This window comes from Streptomyces sp. NPDC019396, assembly GCF_040632375.1.
Classification (GTDB): domain Bacteria; phylum Actinomycetota; class Actinomycetes; order Streptomycetales; family Streptomycetaceae; genus Streptomyces.
Genome location: NZ_JBEYBS010000013.1, coordinates 186,932 through 203,885, shown reverse-complemented (window position 1 = coordinate 203,885; position 16,954 = coordinate 186,932). Strand labels below are relative to the sequence as shown.

Here is a 16,954-nt window from a genome sequence, read left to right as displayed (position 1 = left end):
GTGGGAGAGTAGGACACCGCCGAACAATTTTTAGCCTCAACCCCCAGGCCTTGCCTGGGGGTTGAGGCATTTCTGCGTTCTGGACCAGTGGGGAGCCAGTGTGTGCGTATCGACAGCCCTGCACGCCGACCTGCTCGCCGGCGACACGGGTGCCGTGCGCCGTCGGCGGGCCCCTTCCTAGTCTGTATCCATGCGCTATGACCTGGTCATCTTCGACAACGACGGGGTGCTCGTCGACAGCGAGCCGATCGCCAACACGATTCTCGCCGAGTATCTGACCGAGCTCGGCCACCCCACCTCGTACGAGGAGTCGATACGGGACTACATGGGATCCGCCGTGCACCGGATCCACGATCTGGTCGGGGAGCGGACCGGGCAGCGGCTGCCTGCGGACTTTGACGACACCCTCCACGCGCGCACGTTCGCCGCGTTCGAGCGGGACCTTCAGGCCGTGCCGGGTGTCGGCGCGGTGCTGGAGAAGCTCGTGGCCGAACAGGTGCCGTTCTGCGTGGCCTCGTCGGGGAGTCATGAGCGGATCCGGGTCGGGCATCGCAGGACCGGGCTCGATGCCTGGTTCCGGGACGGGAACATCTTCAGCGCTCAGGATGTGGGGCGGGGAAAACCGGCACCGGATCTGTTCCTGTACGCGGCCGAGCGCATGGGCGTCGCACCCGGACGGTGCGTCGTCGTGGAGGACAGCCCTCTCGGCGTGGCCGCCGCCCATGCGGCGGGGATGGATGTGTACGGGTTCACCGCGATGTCGTCGGCCGCCAAGCTCGACGGGGCCAAGGGGTACTTCGGGGACATGGCGGAGCTGCCCGGAGTGCTTGTGTGATCTGTCTACCCAGCGGTAGTTGAGCGGCTTACGCTGTGCGGCCATGACGATCGCTCATGCGCCGCTACGGCATGGCCGGGCTTCACTGGCACTCAGCTTCTGCGTGCAGGGTGTGACCTTCGCTCTGCTCGTGACCCGGATACCCGCCATCCAGGACCGCTACGGCATATCCGACGCGCTGCTGCCCGCATTTCTGGCAGCCGTGCCCATCCTGGCCGGAGTGGGCAGTGTGGCCACGGAGAAGCTCGTGGCGCGTGTGTGGCCCGGGATCGTGCTGCGCTGGTCCCAGCCGGTCGTGCTGCTCGCCCTGCTGGGCGTGGGCGCCGGGACGGAGCTGTGGCAAGTGGCCGCCGCGCTGGGAGCGTTCGGCCTGGCCGTCGGGGCGCTGGACGCGTCCATGAACATGCTCGGGGTCAGCCTGCAGCGGGAGTACGGCCGCAGCATCATGCTCGGGTTCCATGCCGCGTACAGCCTGGGGGGCATCGCCGGGGCCTCGTTGGCCTGGGTCGGTGCGCACTGGGGGCTGCCGCTGGTGGTGTCGTATCTGCCGGTGGTGGCGGTGCTGCTGCCGGCGGCACTCATCGGCAGCCGGTGGTACCGGGACGCGAGGGCCGATGGCGATCCCGGCCACGGGGAGGCGGGGAACCGCGGCGGCACGACCGTGGCCTTTGCGGCGCTGCTGCCGCTGTGCCTGGTGATGACCTTCGCGTACATCGGGGACTCGACCGTCTCCAACTGGAGCGCCAAGTACCTCCAGGACGTGCTGGGCAGCTCGGAGGAGCTGGCGACCGTCCCGTACAACGCCTACATGCTGACGACGCTGCTGGGGCGGGCCGTGGGGGATCTGGGCGTGCGGCGCTTCGGGGCGGTGGCTGTGGTGCGCTGCGGGGCGGTGCTGGCGGCCGGGGGCTTCGTCGTGGTCGCGGTGGCGCCCGGGGCGTGGACGGGGCTGGCCGGGTTCACGCTGCTCGGGCTCGGGCTGTGTGTGATCGTGCCGCAGACGTTCGCCGCCGCCGGAAGGATGTTTCCGGGGGCCAGTGATGTGGCGGTCGCCCGGCTGAACGTCTTCAACTACGTGGGCTTCCTGATCGGCTCGCCCTTGGTCGGTGCGCTCGGGGACGCTTGGGACTACCGGGGCGCGATGCTCGTGCCGATGGTGCTGGTGCTCGTGACACTGGTGTATGCCCGCTCGTTCGCGCCTGAGCCCGACCGATACGGTGGCGTTCATGAGCGGCCGCGCACTGTTGATGTGGGACGAGGCGGTAACGAAGTATGACTTCGGAGCCGGCCACCCGATGGATCCGGTACGGCTCGCACTGACCATGGGGTTGGTGCGGGCCTACGGTCTCGACCGTGCGGTCGACGTGGTGGCGGCCAAACCCGCGGGCCCGTCGACTCTGGGTCTCGTCCACCGCGAGGACTATGTGACGGCCGTGCGGACGGCGTCCCAGGACCCCCGGGCCGCCGATCAGGCCTACGGTCTGGGCACCATGGACGATCCGGCCTTCGCGGGGATGCACGAGGTGTCCGCGCTGATCGCGGGGCAGTCCGTGGGGGCTGCCGAGGCGGTGTGGCGCGGGAATGCCGCGCACGCCGTGAACTTCGCCGGTGGCCTCCACCATGCCATGCCGGGGTCGGCGTCCGGATTCTGCATCTACAACGACGCCTCGCTCGCCATCGCCCGGCTGCTGGAGCTGGGGGCAGAGCGGGTCGCCTACGTGGATGTCGACGTGCACCACGGGGACGGGGTGCAGGCGACGTTCTGGGACGACCCGAGGGTGCTCACGGTCTCGCTGCACGAGCATCCGCGGATGCTTTTCCCGGGCACGGGCTGGCCCGAGGAGACGGGCGGGGAAGGGCCGGCCGAGGGGTCCGCCGTGAACCTGGCGCTTCCGGCCGGGACCGGCGACGAGGGTTGGCTCAGGGCGTTCCACGCGGTGGTGCCCGAGCTGGTGGCCGACTTCCGGCCGCAGGTGCTGGTGACCCAGCACGGGGCGGACACCCACTTCGAGGATCCGCTGGCGCACCTGGCGGTCTCGCTGGACGCCCAGCGGCTCGTACAGGAGGCCTGCCACACCCTGGCCCACGAGTACGTCGAGGACGCGCGGTGGCTCGCGCTCGGCGGTGGCGGTTACGCGGTGGTGGATGTGGTGCCGCGGTCGTGGACGCATCTGGTGGGGATCGCGGCGCACGCACCGGTGGATCCCGAGTCGGAGGTGCCGCAGGAGTGGCGCGACGAGGTCTACGCCCGGACACGGCAGTTGGGTCCTGGGCGGATGACGGACGGGCGCACGCCGGTGTGGCGTGAGTGGGAGAGCGGATACGACCCCGCGGACCGGCTGGACCAGGCCGTGCTGGCGACGCGGCGGGCCACGTTCCCACGGCGGGGGTTGCTGGCGTAGGGGGCCGCCCCTCCGGGTCCCGGGTCGTGTCCGGGACGGGAGCCCTGATGGCCGGGGTCCGCCCGAGGATGCCGCGCGCGTTACGCCGACTGTGGGGATTTGCCCGGGATCCCGAGCGCTGCCCCGCGGCCTGCGGGAGCATCGGGGGGTGTTGAGCAGAGGAGCGCTCCGGGCGCATCTGTTAGCGGCGAGGCTCGCGGGTCCTGTGGCCACTTCCAGGGAGGAGAGTCTGCGCAGCTACCGGCTGTTCGCGGCACGGGATCCCCGCGTGACGCTCGGACTCGATCCCGAGTGGGTATGGGATGAGCGGGATCTGATCGCACTGATGGCCGACAAGTGTGGTGTCTCGGACGACCCTGCCGAGGTTTCCGGTCCGGATGTGATCAACCCCGAAAGGACGCTGAGCGGTCTCGATGCCTTCGCCGAGCGGTTGGCCGAGGCTGCCCGGGAGCGGGCGCCGGTGCTGTTCGGGACCGGGCATCCGCACCGTCTCCTCGGGTTCTACGTCGAACTGGCAGACGCTTTGTCGGCGGCGGGCTGTCCCGTACTCACACCCGCGCAGGGGCGATGTGTCGACATAACGACCCGGTTCGGGGTACGCACGTACAACCTCGACTACGTACGGGGAGTGGCTCTGGTGCGGGAACCGCAGGCGCGTGACGCCGACCGGGGGCTTGGTGCGCACACCCACTCACCCCTCCCGGTTCGGGTGGCTCTGGAGCATCTGGCGGAGGTCGGGGGGCCGCTTCCCGGGCTGGTCGTGGGCGACCACGGCTGGGTCTGCGGCGCAGGTCAGCTCGGGTTCGCCGCCATCGGTCTGGCGGACACCGACGATCCGGCGCTGTTCGTCGGGGAGGCCGAGGGGCGGATCGCGGTCGCCGTTCCGCTTGATGACGCTGTGCGGTCCGATTACTACCGACCGCTTACTCGCTATGTACTCAATCGAGCGTGTCTGTCACAGTAAACGGCCGATGGCTGCTCCTCTTCCCCACTCGCACCACCCGCCCCTAGTCTGGGGAGTGAGCGCACCGCGACGAAGAGTCACCGGAGGGGAAGCCGGTGGGCGTCGTGTGCGGAAGGTACAGGTGGGTCATGGCTGCTGGCGAAAGGCCTCTCAACGAGGTCAAGTTTCTGACCGTGGCGGAAGTCGCCTCGGTGATGAGGGTGTCGAAGATGACGGTGTACCGGCTGGTGCACAGCGGTCATCTGCCGGCCATCAGGGTGGGGAGGTCTTTCCGGGTGCCGGAGCAAGCGGTTCACGAGTATCTCCGCGAGTCCTTTGTGGGGGTCGAATCGGCCTGAGATGCCCCCTCGGTCACAAGCGCGGTGCTGGGGCCGGTAGGCTAGGCCGACGTAGGTCGTGTGGGCCCAGACGCCCCGCACCGAGTGAGAAGAAGTGAGCGAGGGTAGTCGTGGGCTCTGTTATCAAGAAGCGGCGCAAGCGGATGGCTAAGAAGAAGCACCGCAAGCTGCTCAAGCGCACGCGCGTGCAGCGTCGCAACAAGAAGTAAGCGACGGCTGTCCGTGTATTCGCGGCCCTTCCACCGACCTGGTGGGAGGGCCGCGGTGCGTTCGTGGCTCGTGTAGCACTCCATGGCGCGCGTATACGTTCCGTGCCTTCGGTGTGCGTCCCGGGGCGCCGCCCGGCCTGCGGTGCGTCGTACGGCGTTGGGGGCAATGAGCCGTGGAGACTGGCTCGCGGTCATCACAGCGCAACATCAACCCGCTACGGTGACGTGTAGGGGAGAAGCGAACGGAAGGCGCTGATCTTGGGCAAGGTCGTGCTCGTCACCGGTGTGGCCCGGCAGCTTGGGGGCCGGTTCGTACGACGCATCCAGCGGGACCCGGAAGTCGATCGGGTGGTCGGTGTGGACGCGGTGACGCCCGAGCATCCTCTCGGCGGGGCCGACTTCGTCCGCGCGGACATCCGCCAGCCCGCGATAGCGCGGGTGCTCGCCGAGCACGGAGTCGACACGGTCGTCCATATGGACGTCACGGGGACACCCCTGGGCTCGGGCGGCAGAGCCGTGGTCAAGGAGACCAATGTCATCGGCACCATGCAGCTGCTGGGTGCCTGCCAGAAATCCCCGACCGTCAAGCGCCTGGTCGTGAAGTCCAGCACGAGCGTGTACGGCTCCGCGCCCCGGGACCCGGCGGTGTTCACCGAGACCACCCCTGCCAAGGCGCTGCCGAGCGGTGGCTTCGCCAAGGACGCCGTGGAGGTCGAGGGGTACGTCCGGGGCTTCGCCCGCCGCCGGCCGGACGTGGCGGTGTGCGTGCTGCGCTTCGCGAACATCCTCGGGCCCCGGGCCGACTCCCCGCTCGCCGACTACTTCTCGCTGCCCGTGCTGCCGACGGTCCTCGGGTACGACCCGCGGCTGCAGTTCGTGCACGAGGACGATGTCATCGAGGTGCTGAGGATCGCCTCCCACGAGCCGCGGCGAGGCACGCTCAACAGCGGCACCTTCAACATCGCGGGCGACGGTGTTCTGCTGCTGTCGCAGTGTTCGCGGCGGCTGGGGCGTCCCACGGTGCCCGTGCTGCTGCCGGCCGTCACCTGGGTCGGCTCGGCGCTACGCACCGTCGGTGTCACCGACTTCTCCCCCGAGCAGATCCGACTGCTCACCCATGGCCGGGTGGTGAGCACCGTGCAGATGCGCGAGACACTCGGCTTCACCCCCGCCTACACGACGGCGGAGGCCTTCGCGGAGTTCGCCGGCAGCCGGGCGCCCGGGCTCCTGCCGCCCGAGAGCGTGGCCAGGGCCGTGGACCGGATTGCCGCGCTGCCGGTGGTGGCGGGCCGCACGGCCACGGCGGCCCCGTAGCACCGGAGCCGGACCCCGTAGCGCCGGACGGCGCGCAGACAACCGGATAGCGCCAGATGAGGAGCGCAGTCAACGATGGCGGACGCCAAGGTCATTCCGTTCGACGACGACCGGTCACGCACGGGCGCGTCGCAACGCCCGGTGCGGCGGCGTCCCGGGGCAGGCCGGCGTAGGCCACCCGCCGAGTCGGTCCCGATGCGCGAGGTGCCGACCGGGGCGGTACCGGGGCAGTCGGAGGGGAAGCCCACGGCGGGAGGCGTCACGGGCGCGGCGGGCACCACAGGCTCTGTGAACGGCACCACCACCCCGCGCCCGGGAACGACCACGAGGGGGCCGGAGACGGGTCGTACGGGGGAAGCCCCGGCCGGAGGCCCCGGCGGCTGGGACCGCCGTGTCGCGGGCGGACTGGCGTTTCTGCGGCGCAGGCTCACCGGGGACTACGAGGTCGACGAGTTCGGCTACGACAAGGAACTCACCGACCAGGTGCTGATGTCGCTCGTACGACCGCTGTACGAGAAGTACTTCCGGGTCGAGGTGAAGGGCATCGAGAACATCCCGTCGCGCGGCGGGGCGCTCGTGGTGGCCAACCACTCCGGCACGCTGCCGCTCGACGGGCTGATGATGCAGGTGGCGGTGCACGACAACCACCCCGCGGACCGGCATCTGCGGCTGCTGGCCGCGGATCTGGTGTTCATGCTGCCGGTGATAAACGAACTGGCGCGCAAGGCCGGGCATACGCTGGCGTGCACGGAGGACGCGGAACGGCTGCTGCGGCAGGGCGAGGTCGTCGGGGTGATGCCCGAGGGCTTCAAGGGCATCGGGAAGCCCTTCAGCGACCGCTACAAGCTCCAGCGGTTCGGGCGGGGCGGTTTCGTCTCCACGGCGCTGCGGGCGGGCGTGCCGATCGTGCCCTGCTCGATCGTCGGGGCGGAGGAGATCTACCCGATGATCGGCAACGCGAAGACGCTGGCGCGGCTGCTGGGTTTCCCGTACTTCCCGCTGACGCCCACCTTCCCCTGGTTGGGGCCGCTGGGGGCGGTGCCGCTGCCGACGAAGTGGACCATCCAGTTCGGGGAGCCGATCGCCACCGATGGCTATCCACCGGAGGCGGCGGAGGACCCGATGCTGATGTTCAACCTGACCGACCAGGTGCGGGAGCAGATCCAGCACACGCTCTACAAGCTGCTGGTGCAGCGCCGCTCCGTCTTCTTCTGAGTCTTCTTCCGGCTCTTCCGGGGTCCTGCGACGAGAGCCACACGAGTGAGGGGGTGAGGCCCATGGGCCTCACCCCCTCACCGGTCAGCCGATGTCGTCTTCGGCGTCGAGGCCGAGGTCCGGCAGCAGACCGGGCAGCAGCGGCGGGATGGTGACATCCGGCATGGGTGGCGTCGGATTGGCACCAGAGGGGAAGGACGGGGCCATGCCGTCCTGTGGCGGGTCGAGCAGATCGCCCGTGCCGCCGTCGAGCAGGCCGCCGTCGTCCTGCGAGGAGCTCGGACCCGAGGGAAGGGGCTGTTTGCCGTCCTGCCCCTGACCCATGGTGGGCGAGGAGGGCGAGGACTGGCCCGTGCCGGCCGAACCCGTCGAGCTCCCTGAGTGCTCCGGACTCGCTCCGCTGCGCTGCGGCCCCGTGGTCCCCTGCTCGGGAGAGCGGGGGAGCAGCGACTGGAGCGGTCCGACCTCTTGGTCTATGGCGTCGAAGACCGAGTTCACCTCGTCGCCGACGTCATAGAGCTGGACCGGGAGGCGCTCGCGCAGTCCGTTCCACGCCTCACGGTGGGAGCGGGAGAACGAGGACAGGGTCGCGATCGGGCCGAGTGCGCCATCCCGCTCATATGCCTGGTGGAGCAGGCGGTGGCCTTCCGTGGCGTCGTGACGCATACCGGTCAGGGCACGCCTGACCTCGCCCAACGACTCGTGGTCCAGCTCTCCGGTCCGGCCTCGCTCCATCAGCCGACGGGCCTCGCTCAGCCGGGTGGACGCCTGGTCGAGGTAGATGCTGCCGCGATCGGCATCTTCGTCGGCCATCCCCAGCTTGAAGTCCTCCATGCCCCGCTTCAGCCCGTAGAGCGAGTCTCCGGGGAGGGCGTCGGAGCTGGCGGCGGCCACCCCGCTGAAGGCGCCTGCGGCGACTCCGACGGTGAGACCACCCGCTGCAAGGCCCTTGGACCAGCGCGAGCGTGGCTTCAGCTTCCGGAGTGGGGATGCCCGGTGGGCGCCGCGGCCGGAGCTTCGCTGACCCGGGAAGGCAGGGCTTCCGGGCACACCTCCTTCACGGGCCGTGCCCTCCAGGAGCATGGCTTCCATGGCGGCGACGAGCTGGGCTCGCTGCACCACCTTGACCTCGGGATCGAACTCGGGCTTCGGCAGTGTGCCGAGGCCGTTCGCCAGGGCCAACAGCCTTGTCGCCTCGGCCGGTTCGGCCGGATCATCGGGCTGTTCGGCCGCCGTGCCCAGGAGTGTCTGATCCTCCAGGGTCTGGGCGAAGGCGTTCGCCCGCCGGTGTGCCGAAACGTTCGCGATCACTGGCGGCACCTCCTCTCGTCATGACGGTCGACTCCCCGGGGGGTCCGGAAGGTTGCACACCTTGAGCGCATCCACACGAAAGAGTGAGTGGCCGCGGGCGTGACGTGACCGCAGGGAGTCTGCATTCCGCACAACGAGCGGCTCGGCAGTTGGGTTACGCGCGAAGGATGATCGGACCAGTGCGTCATCAGCCGCTCACGGGTGGTGAGTTGAAGGGACGGGATGGCGTGGGGGGCTGGTGCGTGTGCGCTGTGCATGGGGGGAGGTATGAGGCGGGGCGAGCCGGTGCGATCTCCGCGACCGGGAGGTCAGCGGGCATCTTCGGGGAGCAGCCGGGCCAGGGTGCGGACGGCCCGGTACTGGAGCGTCTTGATCGCACCTTCGTTCTTGCCCATCACCCGCGCGGTCTCGGCCACCGAGAGGCCCTGGAGGAAGCGCAGAGTGACGCACTCCTGCTGCTGCGGGTTGAGCTTGCGCACGGCCTCGAGCAGTGCGGCGTTCGAGAGTGACTCGAGCACCGAGTCCTCGGGGCTGCGCTCGACCTCGTTGGCGTCGAGCATCTCTCCGGTGGTCACTTCCAGTCGGAAACGGCTCGACTTGAAGTGATCGGCGACCAGATTTCGGGCGATGGTGACCAGCCAGGCGCCGAAGTCCCGGCCCTGCCAGGTGAAGGTGGAGATGCGGCGCAGGGCGCGCAGGAACGTCTCGCTGGTGAGGTCCTCCGCTGTCGCCTTACCGCCGACGCGGTAGTAGATGTAGCGGTAGACCGTGTCGCTGTACTGGTCGTAGAGCCGGCCGAAGGCTTCCGCCTCGCCCGCCTGGGCACGCTCGACGAGATCCATCATGCGGGCGCTGTCGCTGTCCGCGCTGGGGCGGCGGGCGGTGGCCGAGGCGCCGCGACCGCTCCTTCTGGCGAGCTCACGTCCGTCGCCGGACCCGTCGACGACACCGCTACGCGTCAGCCCCTTCTCGATGCCTCCTGTGAGGGCGTGGCAGGGGCCGGCAGGGCCGAGGGCGGCCGAGCTCGGCGTGGCGAAGGCGGGGACGGCGTACGCGGTGGGGACGAAGCCGCGCAGGTGGTCGGCGACCGTTGCGCGCAGCGTAGCCAGGCCCGAGGCGTCAACCCCGACGTGTGGGTACACGGGACTCCCAGAGGCAGAGCTTCCATCACGTGCAGTGCGGGACCGTTCACTCGTCATGACGACGTGTGGGGTCCTTAATGCGTCTGAGGAGAATAACGCTTCGTACAGGCAGCATTACACCCAGTTGCTCAAATCATCGATTCCGTCGCTTCTGTTACCGCAAAGCGACGGATGAAGTAGCAGATTGTGATCGGTTGCTGATCGAAACGCTTCGAGATCTGCTTCCATGCGTCACGGGTTGTGTTCGTGTGCCCGCAACGTGACTGGCCACGGGCGTGGGTGGGGCGCGTGACGGAATGCGGCGCGCCGGGCACCGGGCGGCGGTCGCTTTCGGCGTGGTCTCCGTGGGAATCGCGGTGTCGAGGGAATGCGGGCGAACCCGCAGGAATTCGCGCACATGTGCGCACATGTGAGCGGGCGCGGACGCAAGCGGGCAGCACGTGGCTCAGGACTGCGTGGATCCGTCCGGAACTGTTCGGATACGAGCGCGGGTGGGCGCGGGTACGGGATGGGGGTGGGTGTGCGTCGGGCGCCTCAGCGGCGTCGGCGGTGCAGTGCGACGGCCGCCGCCGTGCCGCCCGCCAGTGCGCCCACGCCGGCCGCCGCCGGAATGCCGACCTTCGCCGCCTTGCGGCCCGTGCGGTAGTCACGCAGCCGCCAGTCGCGCTCGCGCGCGTACTTGCGCAGTTTGGTGTCGGGGTTGATCGCGTACGGATGGCCGACCAGCGAGAGCATCGGGATGTCGTTGTGCGAGTCGCTGTACGCGGCGCAGCGGGCCAGGTCCAGGCCCTCGGCCGCGGCCAGCGCGCGTACCGCCTCGGCCTTCGCGGGGCCGTGCAGCGGCTCGCCGACCAGCTTGCCGGTGTAGACGCCCCCGACGGACTCGGCGACCGTGCCGAGCGCGCCCGTCAGCCCGAGCCGCCGGGCGATGATCGTCGCCGTCTCCACAGGGGCCGCGGTGACGAGCCACACCTTCTGGCCGGCGTCGAGGTGCGCCTGGGCGAGCGCACGGGTGCCGGGCCAGATGCGGTCGGCCATGTACTCGTCGTAGATCTCCTCGCCGATCGACATCAGTTCCGAGACCCGGTGGCCCTGGACGATCGACAGCGCGGACTCGCGCACGTCCTGCATGTGCTCCGGGTCCTCGACCCCGGCGATCCGGAACCACGCCTGCTGCCAGGCGAACCTGGCCAGCTCGCGACGCTGGAAGAACTTCCGCTTGTAGAGGCCCCTGCCGAAGTGGAAGATCGCGGCGCCCTGCATGACGGTGTTGTCCAGATCGAAGAACGCCGCTGCGAGGGAGTCTCCGGCGACCGGGAAGTCCGGCTCCCGCTGCCCGGTCTCCTCGCGCTCCCCGGCCTCGGCATCCGCGGCGAGCTGCTGCGAGGTCTTGCGGGCAGCCTCGGCGGCGGCCTCGCCTGCGAGGACGCTCCGCGCGGTGGCGGAGCGCCTACGGGGGGTGAGCCATCCCAGTGCGGCCATGGCGTGAGCATAGCCAGTCGGTCCGGTACTTCCCGACTCGCGGGGATGCCATGGCGTGAACTCTCGGTAGCCGGATTGTTAAGCGCGATCACCGTCACGATCCGGGGGCGCGCGGCTGGAAGCGTGACCGGAACCACGGCCGCGAGCGCGACCGGGAGTAGAGGGCCGGGGCGGAGAATGGGGGGCATGAGTCCTCTCCTGCGGCGCACCAAGCACACGAAGAAGAAGCCCGGCGAAAGGGTCGTGACCCTGATCGGTAAGCCGGGATGCCGCCTCTGTGATGACGCCCGGGCCGTGGTCGAACAGGTCTGTGCGGAGACCGGCGCCGCATGGGAGGAGAAGGACATCACGCGCGACGAGGAGCTGCACCAGGCGTACTGGGAGCAGATCCCGGTGGTGCTGGTGGATGGCGAGCAGCACACGTTCTGGCGCGTGGACCCGGACCGGCTCCGCCGTGAGCTGGGGGGATGACCCGAAAGGCGGTTACCATCGTGGGCGTTTTGCCGGTGTCTCGGGGGCGTGGGCGTAAGGAGCGTGGAGCGCAGTGCCCCCTTCGGGTTTTCCACGACCGGGCCCGCCGAGTGGTTCCGGAATCCCGCGATCAGCTCGCGTGACCCCGGTCACTTTGGTCGGACAAAGCGGACACCATCTTTGTGCACGCGTTCACAAAGACATAGCCTGCATTCGACGGGGCGGTCCTGGGACATACGGCCGCCTACAGCCTCGCTCATCCCGCAGGAGCACCGTGGCAACTGGCCGAACTCACCGACCGGCGACCCGTAGCCGAGGAATTCCCGAGGCCACCGTCGCCCGGCTTCCGCTGTACCTGCGCGCACTGACCGCGCTGTCGGAGCGCTCCGTGCCCACGGTTTCCTCGGAAGAGCTCGCGGCCGCGGCCGGGGTGAACTCCGCGAAGCTGCGGAAGGACTTCTCGTACCTCGGCTCGTACGGGACTCGCGGTGTCGGCTATGACGTGGAGTACCTCGTCTACCAGATCTCCCGTGAGCTCGGCCTCACGCAGGACTGGCCGGTCGTGATCGTCGGTATCGGTAATCTCGGCGCCGCCCTCGCCAACTACGGCGGCTTCGCCTCCCGTGGCTTCCGGGTGGCCGCGCTGATCGACGCCGACCCGGCGATGGCCGGGAAGCCGGTCGCCGGGATCCCCGTCCAGCACACGGACGAGCTGGAGAAGATCATCTCGGACAACGGCGTCTCCATCGGGGTCATCGCGACCCCCGCCGGTGCCGCCCAGCCGGTGTGCGACCGGCTGGTCGCCGCGGGCGTCACGTCCATCCTCAACTTCGCGCCCACGGTGCTCTCGGTGCCGGACGGCGTCGACGTACGCAAGGTCGACCTCTCTATCGAGCTCCAGATCCTCGCGTTCCACGAGCAGCGCAAGGCCGGTGAGGAGGCGGAGGGCGAGACCCCCGCCGCCGTACCGCAGACGGCCGCTCGCGAGACGACCGCGACGGTGGCAACGGCTGCCGCGGATGTCCCTGAGGCCGAGGCCGAGGCGGAGGACACCGAAGCCACCGCGCCGGTCAGCGCCTCCGGCACCGGCTCAGGCCGGAAAGGGCCCGACGGGGATGTCCCCGCCGTGATGCCGGCATGAGCCTCCTGGTCGTCGGACTCAGTCACCGCAGCGCTCCGGTCAGCGTGCTGGAGCGTGCCTCGCTGGCCGCGGACACACAGGCCAAGCTGCTCCAGGACACCCTCGCCGCGGAGCCCGCGGCCGAGGCGTCCGTGCTCGCCACCTGCAACCGCATCGAGCTCTACGCGGACGTCGACAAGTTCCACGCCGGTGTCGCCGAGCTGTCCACCCTGCTCGCCCGGCACAGCGGCGTCGGCCTGGAAGAGCTGACCCCTTATCTGTACGTGCACTACGAGGACCGGGCCGTCCACCACCTCTTCTCGGTGGCCTGCGGGCTCGACTCGATGGTGATCGGCGAGGGTCAGATCCTCGGCCAGATCAAGGACGCCCTCGCGCTGGGCCAGGAGCTGCACACCGCGGGCCGGCTGCTGAACGACCTGTTTCAGCAGTCGCTGCGGGTCGGCAAGCGCGCCCACAGCGAGACCGGGATCGACCAGGCGGGCCAGTCGCTCGTCACCTTCGGGCTCGAACAGCTCGCCCAGGGCGCCCCGGTCGACACCTGGGCCAGGGGCAAGCGCGCCCTGGTCATCGGCGCCGGTTCGATGTCCTCGCTGGCCGCCGCCACGCTCGCGCGGGTTGGCGTCTCCGAGGTGGTCGTGTCCAACCGCACGCCTGAGCGTGCCGAGCGGCTCGTGCAGATCCTGACCGAGCCGGGTGGCACGGGCGTACGCGCCCGTGCCGTCGGCATGGAAGCGGCCGGTGAAGAACTGACACGTGCCGATGTCGTCGTCTCCTGCACCGGGGCCACCGGTCTGGTGCTGGGCGTGGGCGCGGTCGAGACCGCGCTGAAGAGCCGCGAGGCAGACGGTGCCGAGGCGCCCCTCGCGCTGCTCGACCTCGCCATGCCCCGTGATATCGACGCTGCCGTGCACCGCCTCGACGGCGTCCGGCTCGTGGACATCGAGTCGCTCGCCGAGGCGTCGGCGGACGCCCCGATGGCCGCCGATGTCGACCAGGTGCGCACGATCGTCTCCGACGAGGTCGCCGCGTTCGGCGCGGCCCAGCGTGCGGCCCACATCACCCCGACCGTCGTCGCGTTGCGCGCCATGGCGGCCGATGTGGTCGCAGGCGAGGTCGCCCGGCTCGAGGGCAGGCTGCCCGATCTGGACGAGCGGCAGCGCGCCGAGGTCGCCCAGACCGTGCGCCGCGTCGTCGACAAGCTGCTGCACGCACCCACCGTGCGGATCAAGGAGCTCGCCGCCGAGCCCGGCGGCGCCGGGTACGCGGACGCACTGCGCACACTCTTCGACCTCGACCCGGAGACGGTCGCCGCCGTCAGCCGGGCCGACCTGAACGACGCCAACGTCAAGAACCGAGGGCGAGTATGACCGAGAGGGCCGAGAAGGCTTTGAGGCTGGGGACCAGGCGCAGCAAGCTCGCCATGGCCCAGTCCGGGCATGTGGCGGAGGCGGTGACCCGGCTGACCGGACGCCCTGTGGAGCTCGTGGAGATCACCACGTACGGCGACACGTCCCGTGAGCACCTCGCACAGATCGGTGGCACCGGAGTGTTCGTCACCGCGCTGCGTGACGCGCTGCTCGCGGGCGAGGTGGACTTCGCGGTGCACTCGCTGAAGGATCTGCCGACCGCGCAGCCCGAGGATCTGACGCTGGCCGCGATCCCGCTCCGCGAGGACCCGCGCGATGTGCTGGTCGCACGGGACGGGCTGACGTTCGACCGGCTGCCGAACGGCGCCCGGGTCGGCACCGGCTCGCCGCGGCGGATGGCCCAGCTCAACGCCCATGCGCGGGCGCTCGGGCTGGAGATCGAGACCGTGCCGATCCGGGGGAACGTCGACACCCGTATCGGATACGTACGAAGCGGGGAGCTCGACGCCGTGGTGCTTGCCGCGGCCGGGCTGAACCGTATCGGCAGGATCGACGAGGTGACCGACTTCCTGTCGGTCGACGCGGTGCTGCCCGCCCCCGGCCAGGGGGCTCTGGCGGTCGAGTGCCTTACGGGGAACTCCGACCTGATCGCCGCGCTCGCCGGACTCGACGACCCGCACACCCGGGTCGCCGTGACCGCCGAGCGTTCCCTGCTCGCCGCCCTGGAGGCCGGCTGCAGCGCACCCGTGGGGGCGCTCGCCGACCTGCCGGCCGACGCAGCGGATGTTCATGAACTGCGCCTGCGCGGTGTCGTCGGTACCACCGACGGCTCGACGCTGGTGCAGTTGTCCACCACCGGTCCCGTACCTACGTCGCATGACGCGGCAGTTGCCCTCGGCCGCGAACTCGCGGACGAGATGCTTGCCAAGGGTGCGGCCGGTCTTATGGGGGAGCGAGCACTTTGAGCCCCACCACCACTGCCACATCCGCCTCGTCGGCGTTCTTCGCACGGGGGCATGTCACCTTCCTCGGCGCCGGTCCCGGTGACCCGGGGCTGCTGACGCTGCGCGCCGTCGAGGCGCTGGCGGGCGCGGACGTGCTGATCGCCGAGCCCGATGTCCTCGAGGTCGTTCGCGGCCATGCGCGGGCAGGCGTGAGCACGCCGGAGCTGACGATTGTTGACGAGGCGTCAACAGCCGTCGACGTCCCTGTGTTGAGGGATGCGGCCAATCTTGTCATGGAGGCCGCACGGGGCGGCAAGCGGGTCGTGCGTGCGGTGGGCGGTGACCCCGGGCTCGACGGAAACGCCGGCCAGGAGATGCTCGCCTGCGCCGCCGAGGGCATCCCGTTCGAGGTCGTGCCCGGTGTCGCCACCGCCGTGGGCGTGCCCGCCTACGCGGGTGTGCCGCTGCGCGACGGGCAGGGCGCCGATGTGCGCTTCATCGACGCGCGCACGGCCGGCGAGCGCTGCTGGACCGAGGTCGGCGCGTCGGACGGGACCGTGGTCGTGTCCACCTCGCTGGACGCGGTGGCCGCCGCCGCTGGTGAGCTGGTCGCCGCCGGGCGCAAGCCCGACACCCCGCTGACGGTGACCGTGGCCGGTACGACCACGCGCCAGCGGACGTGGACCGCGACGCTCGGCACCATCGCCCAGGTGTTCAAGCAGGGCAAGGTGCTCCCGTCGCCCGAGGGGCACCGGCCGGTCATAGCCGTGGTCGGCGAGCGCAGTGCCCCGGCTCAGCGTGAGCAGCTCTCGTGGTTCGAGTCCAAGCCGCTGTTCGGCTGGCGGGTCCTCGTACCGCGCACCAAGGAGCAGGCGGCCTCGCTCTCCGACCAGCTGCGTTCGTACGGCGCCGTGCCGCACGAGGTGCCGACGATCGCCGTCGAGCCGCCGCGTACGCCCCAGCAGATGGAGCGCGCCGTCAAGGGCCTGGTGACCGGGCGCTACGAGTGGATCGCCTTCACCAGCGTCAACGCCGTCAAGGCGGTGCGCGAGAAGTTCGAGGAGTACGGGCTCGACGCCCGCGCCTTCGCCGGGATCAAGGTGGCCGCGGTGGGCGAGCAGACCGCCCGCTCCCTGGTCGAGTTCGGCGTCAAGCCTGACCTGGTACCCAGCGGTGAGCAGTCGGCCGCGGGACTGCTCGAGGACTGGCCGCCGTACGACCCGGTCTTCGACCCGATCGACCGGGTGTTCCTGCCGCGGGCGGACATCGCCACGGAGACGCTGGTCGCCGGTCTCATCGAGCTCGGCTGGGAGGTCGACGACGTCACGGCCTACCGCACCGTGCGTGCGTCGCCGCCGCCGGCGGAGACCCGAGAGGCGATCAAGGGCGGCGGTTTCGACGCCGTGCTCTTCACGTCCTCATCGACGGTGCGCAACCTGGTGGGCATCGCCGGGAAGCCGCACAACGTGACCGTGATCGCGTGTATCGGCCCGGCGACCGCGAAGACCGCGGAGGAGCACGGGCTGCGGGTGGACGTGCTGTCGCCGGAGCCTTCGGTGCACAAGCTGGCGGAGGCGCTGGCGCAGTTCGGCGCCAGACGGCGGGAGGCCGCCCTGGAGGCCGGTGACCCGGTGACCCGGCCGAGCGAGCGGCGGCCGGGTGCGCGGCGGCGCCGTACGACGTGAGTGCGCCGTACGACATGAGTTGAGTGACCTGAGGGGTCACGGGGAGCGCTCCCCGTGACCCCTTTCGTCGTTCCTGCGGTGCGCGGCCGACAGGGCGTCGCACCGGCGCCCTGTCGGTAAGTGCGCCTCCCGGA

General features: G+C 70.3%; 16 protein-coding genes. 13 read left to right on the top strand and 3 right to left on the bottom strand.

Features of this window, described 5'->3' with window-relative positions; translation table 11 throughout:
- Positions 1-190: 190 nt before the first annotated feature.
- The 8 genes from ABZ532_RS17730 to ABZ532_RS17695 all read left to right on the top strand — a co-directional run bounded on the left by ABZ532_RS17730 (position 191) and on the right by ABZ532_RS17695 (position 7,277).
- Positions 191-835 (top strand): HAD family hydrolase, encoded by a 645-nt coding sequence (locus ABZ532_RS17730; RefSeq protein ID WP_361283680.1) that lies wholly within the window; start codon positions 191-193, stop codon positions 833-835.
- Positions 836-878: 43 nt separating this feature from the next.
- Complete coding sequence (locus ABZ532_RS17725) at positions 879-2,111, top strand: MFS transporter (RefSeq protein WP_361283677.1); 1,233 nt, start codon at positions 879-881, stop codon at positions 2,109-2,111.
- Positions 2,062-3,237: an acetoin utilization protein AcuC gene (locus tag ABZ532_RS17720; protein ID WP_361283674.1), complete on the top strand. Its 1,176-nt coding sequence runs from the start codon at positions 2,062-2,064 to the stop codon at positions 3,235-3,237. The genes ABZ532_RS17725 and ABZ532_RS17720 overlap by 50 nt, the downstream gene beginning before the upstream one ends.
- Before the next feature lie 148 nt (positions 3,238-3,385).
- Positions 3,386-4,201, top strand: a complete 816-nt coding sequence (locus ABZ532_RS17715; RefSeq protein ID WP_361283671.1) for a phosphatase — start codon at positions 3,386-3,388, stop codon at positions 4,199-4,201.
- Positions 4,202-4,329: 128 nt separating this feature from the next.
- Positions 4,330-4,539, top strand: a complete 210-nt coding sequence (locus tag ABZ532_RS17710) for a helix-turn-helix domain-containing protein (protein ID WP_158687078.1) — start codon at positions 4,330-4,332, stop codon at positions 4,537-4,539.
- 110 nt (positions 4,540-4,649) lie between these two features.
- Positions 4,650-4,748, top strand: coding sequence for an AURKAIP1/COX24 domain-containing protein (locus tag ABZ532_RS17705; RefSeq protein ID WP_003948845.1), 99 nt, complete (start codon positions 4,650-4,652; stop codon positions 4,746-4,748).
- Between the two features lie 258 nt (positions 4,749-5,006).
- Entirely contained in the window at positions 5,007-6,062 is a 1,056-nt protein-coding gene (locus tag ABZ532_RS17700) for an NAD-dependent epimerase/dehydratase family protein (protein ID WP_361283668.1), read from the top strand.
- Positions 6,063-6,137: 75 nt separating this feature from the next.
- Positions 6,138-7,277, top strand: a complete 1,140-nt coding sequence (locus ABZ532_RS17695) for a lysophospholipid acyltransferase family protein (RefSeq protein WP_361283665.1) — start codon at positions 6,138-6,140, stop codon at positions 7,275-7,277.
- Positions 7,278-7,361: 84 nt separating this feature from the next.
- Here ABZ532_RS17695 and ABZ532_RS17690 read toward each other — a convergent pair whose 3' ends face one another.
- The 3 genes from ABZ532_RS17690 to ABZ532_RS17680 form a co-directional block, all read right to left on the bottom strand.
- Positions 7,362-8,588 carry a DUF5667 domain-containing protein gene (locus ABZ532_RS17690; RefSeq protein ID WP_361283662.1) on the bottom strand — a complete coding sequence of 409 codons (1,227 nt, stop codon included), beginning with the start codon at positions 8,586-8,588 and terminating at the stop codon, positions 7,362-7,364.
- Between the two features lie 308 nt (positions 8,589-8,896).
- Positions 8,897-9,730, bottom strand: a complete 834-nt coding sequence (locus tag ABZ532_RS17685; protein ID WP_361283659.1) for an ECF subfamily RNA polymerase sigma factor, BldN family — start codon at positions 9,728-9,730, stop codon at positions 8,897-8,899.
- 534 nt (positions 9,731-10,264) lie between these two features.
- Positions 10,265-11,212: an HAD-IB family hydrolase gene (locus ABZ532_RS17680; RefSeq protein ID WP_361283656.1), complete on the bottom strand. Its 948-nt coding sequence runs from the start codon at positions 11,210-11,212 to the stop codon at positions 10,265-10,267.
- Positions 11,213-11,398: 186 nt separating this feature from the next.
- On the opposite strand from ABZ532_RS17680, the gene ABZ532_RS17675 reads away from it, so the two are divergent.
- From ABZ532_RS17675 to ABZ532_RS17655, 5 genes are all read left to right on the top strand, one after another.
- Positions 11,399-11,683 (top strand): glutaredoxin family protein, encoded by a 285-nt coding sequence (locus ABZ532_RS17675; protein ID WP_361283653.1) that lies wholly within the window; start codon positions 11,399-11,401, stop codon positions 11,681-11,683.
- 274 nt (positions 11,684-11,957) lie between these two features.
- A complete protein-coding gene (locus tag ABZ532_RS17670) occupies positions 11,958-12,824 on the top strand; it encodes a redox-sensing transcriptional repressor Rex (RefSeq protein WP_361283650.1) in 867 nt (288 codons plus the stop codon).
- The gene (locus ABZ532_RS17665; RefSeq protein ID WP_361283647.1) at positions 12,821-14,191 is read left to right on the top strand and encodes a glutamyl-tRNA reductase; all 1,371 of its coding nucleotides are present in this window, start codon (positions 12,821-12,823) and stop codon (positions 14,189-14,191) included. Before ABZ532_RS17670 ends, ABZ532_RS17665 begins: the two co-directional genes overlap by 4 nt.
- A complete protein-coding gene (gene hemC, locus ABZ532_RS17660) occupies positions 14,188-15,156 on the top strand; it encodes a hydroxymethylbilane synthase (protein WP_361283643.1) in 969 nt (322 codons plus the stop codon). The genes ABZ532_RS17665 and hemC overlap by 4 nt, the downstream gene beginning before the upstream one ends.
- Positions 15,153-16,820 carry a uroporphyrinogen-III synthase gene (locus tag ABZ532_RS17655; protein ID WP_361283640.1) on the top strand — a complete coding sequence of 556 codons (1,668 nt, stop codon included), beginning with the start codon at positions 15,153-15,155 and terminating at the stop codon, positions 16,818-16,820. Before hemC ends, ABZ532_RS17655 begins: the two co-directional genes overlap by 4 nt.
- Positions 16,821-16,954: the final 134 nt, after the last annotated feature.

Excerpts from the sequence above, each read along its gene's own strand:
- ABZ532_RS17730 (WP_361283680.1), top strand. The coding sequence starts at position 191 with ATGCGCTATGACCTGGTCATCTTCGACAACGACGGGGTGCTCGTCGAC.
- ABZ532_RS17725 (WP_361283677.1), top strand. The coding sequence starts at position 879 with ATGACGATCGCTCATGCGCCGCTACGGCATGGCCGGGCTTCACTGGCA.
- ABZ532_RS17720 (WP_361283674.1), top strand. The coding sequence starts at position 2,062 with ATGAGCGGCCGCGCACTGTTGATGTGGGACGAGGCGGTAACGAAGTAT.
- ABZ532_RS17710 (WP_158687078.1), top strand. The coding sequence starts at position 4,330 with ATGGCTGCTGGCGAAAGGCCTCTCAACGAGGTCAAGTTTCTGACCGTG.
- ABZ532_RS17695 (WP_361283665.1), top strand. The coding sequence starts at position 6,138 with ATGGCGGACGCCAAGGTCATTCCGTTCGACGACGACCGGTCACGCACG.
- ABZ532_RS17680 (WP_361283656.1), bottom strand. The coding sequence starts at position 11,212 with ATGGCCGCACTGGGATGGCTCACCCCCCGTAGGCGCTCCGCCACCGCG.
- ABZ532_RS17675 (WP_361283653.1), top strand. The coding sequence starts at position 11,399 with ATGAGTCCTCTCCTGCGGCGCACCAAGCACACGAAGAAGAAGCCCGGC.
- ABZ532_RS17665 (WP_361283647.1), top strand. The coding sequence starts at position 12,821 with ATGAGCCTCCTGGTCGTCGGACTCAGTCACCGCAGCGCTCCGGTCAGC.
- hemC (WP_361283643.1), top strand. The coding sequence starts at position 14,188 with ATGACCGAGAGGGCCGAGAAGGCTTTGAGGCTGGGGACCAGGCGCAGC.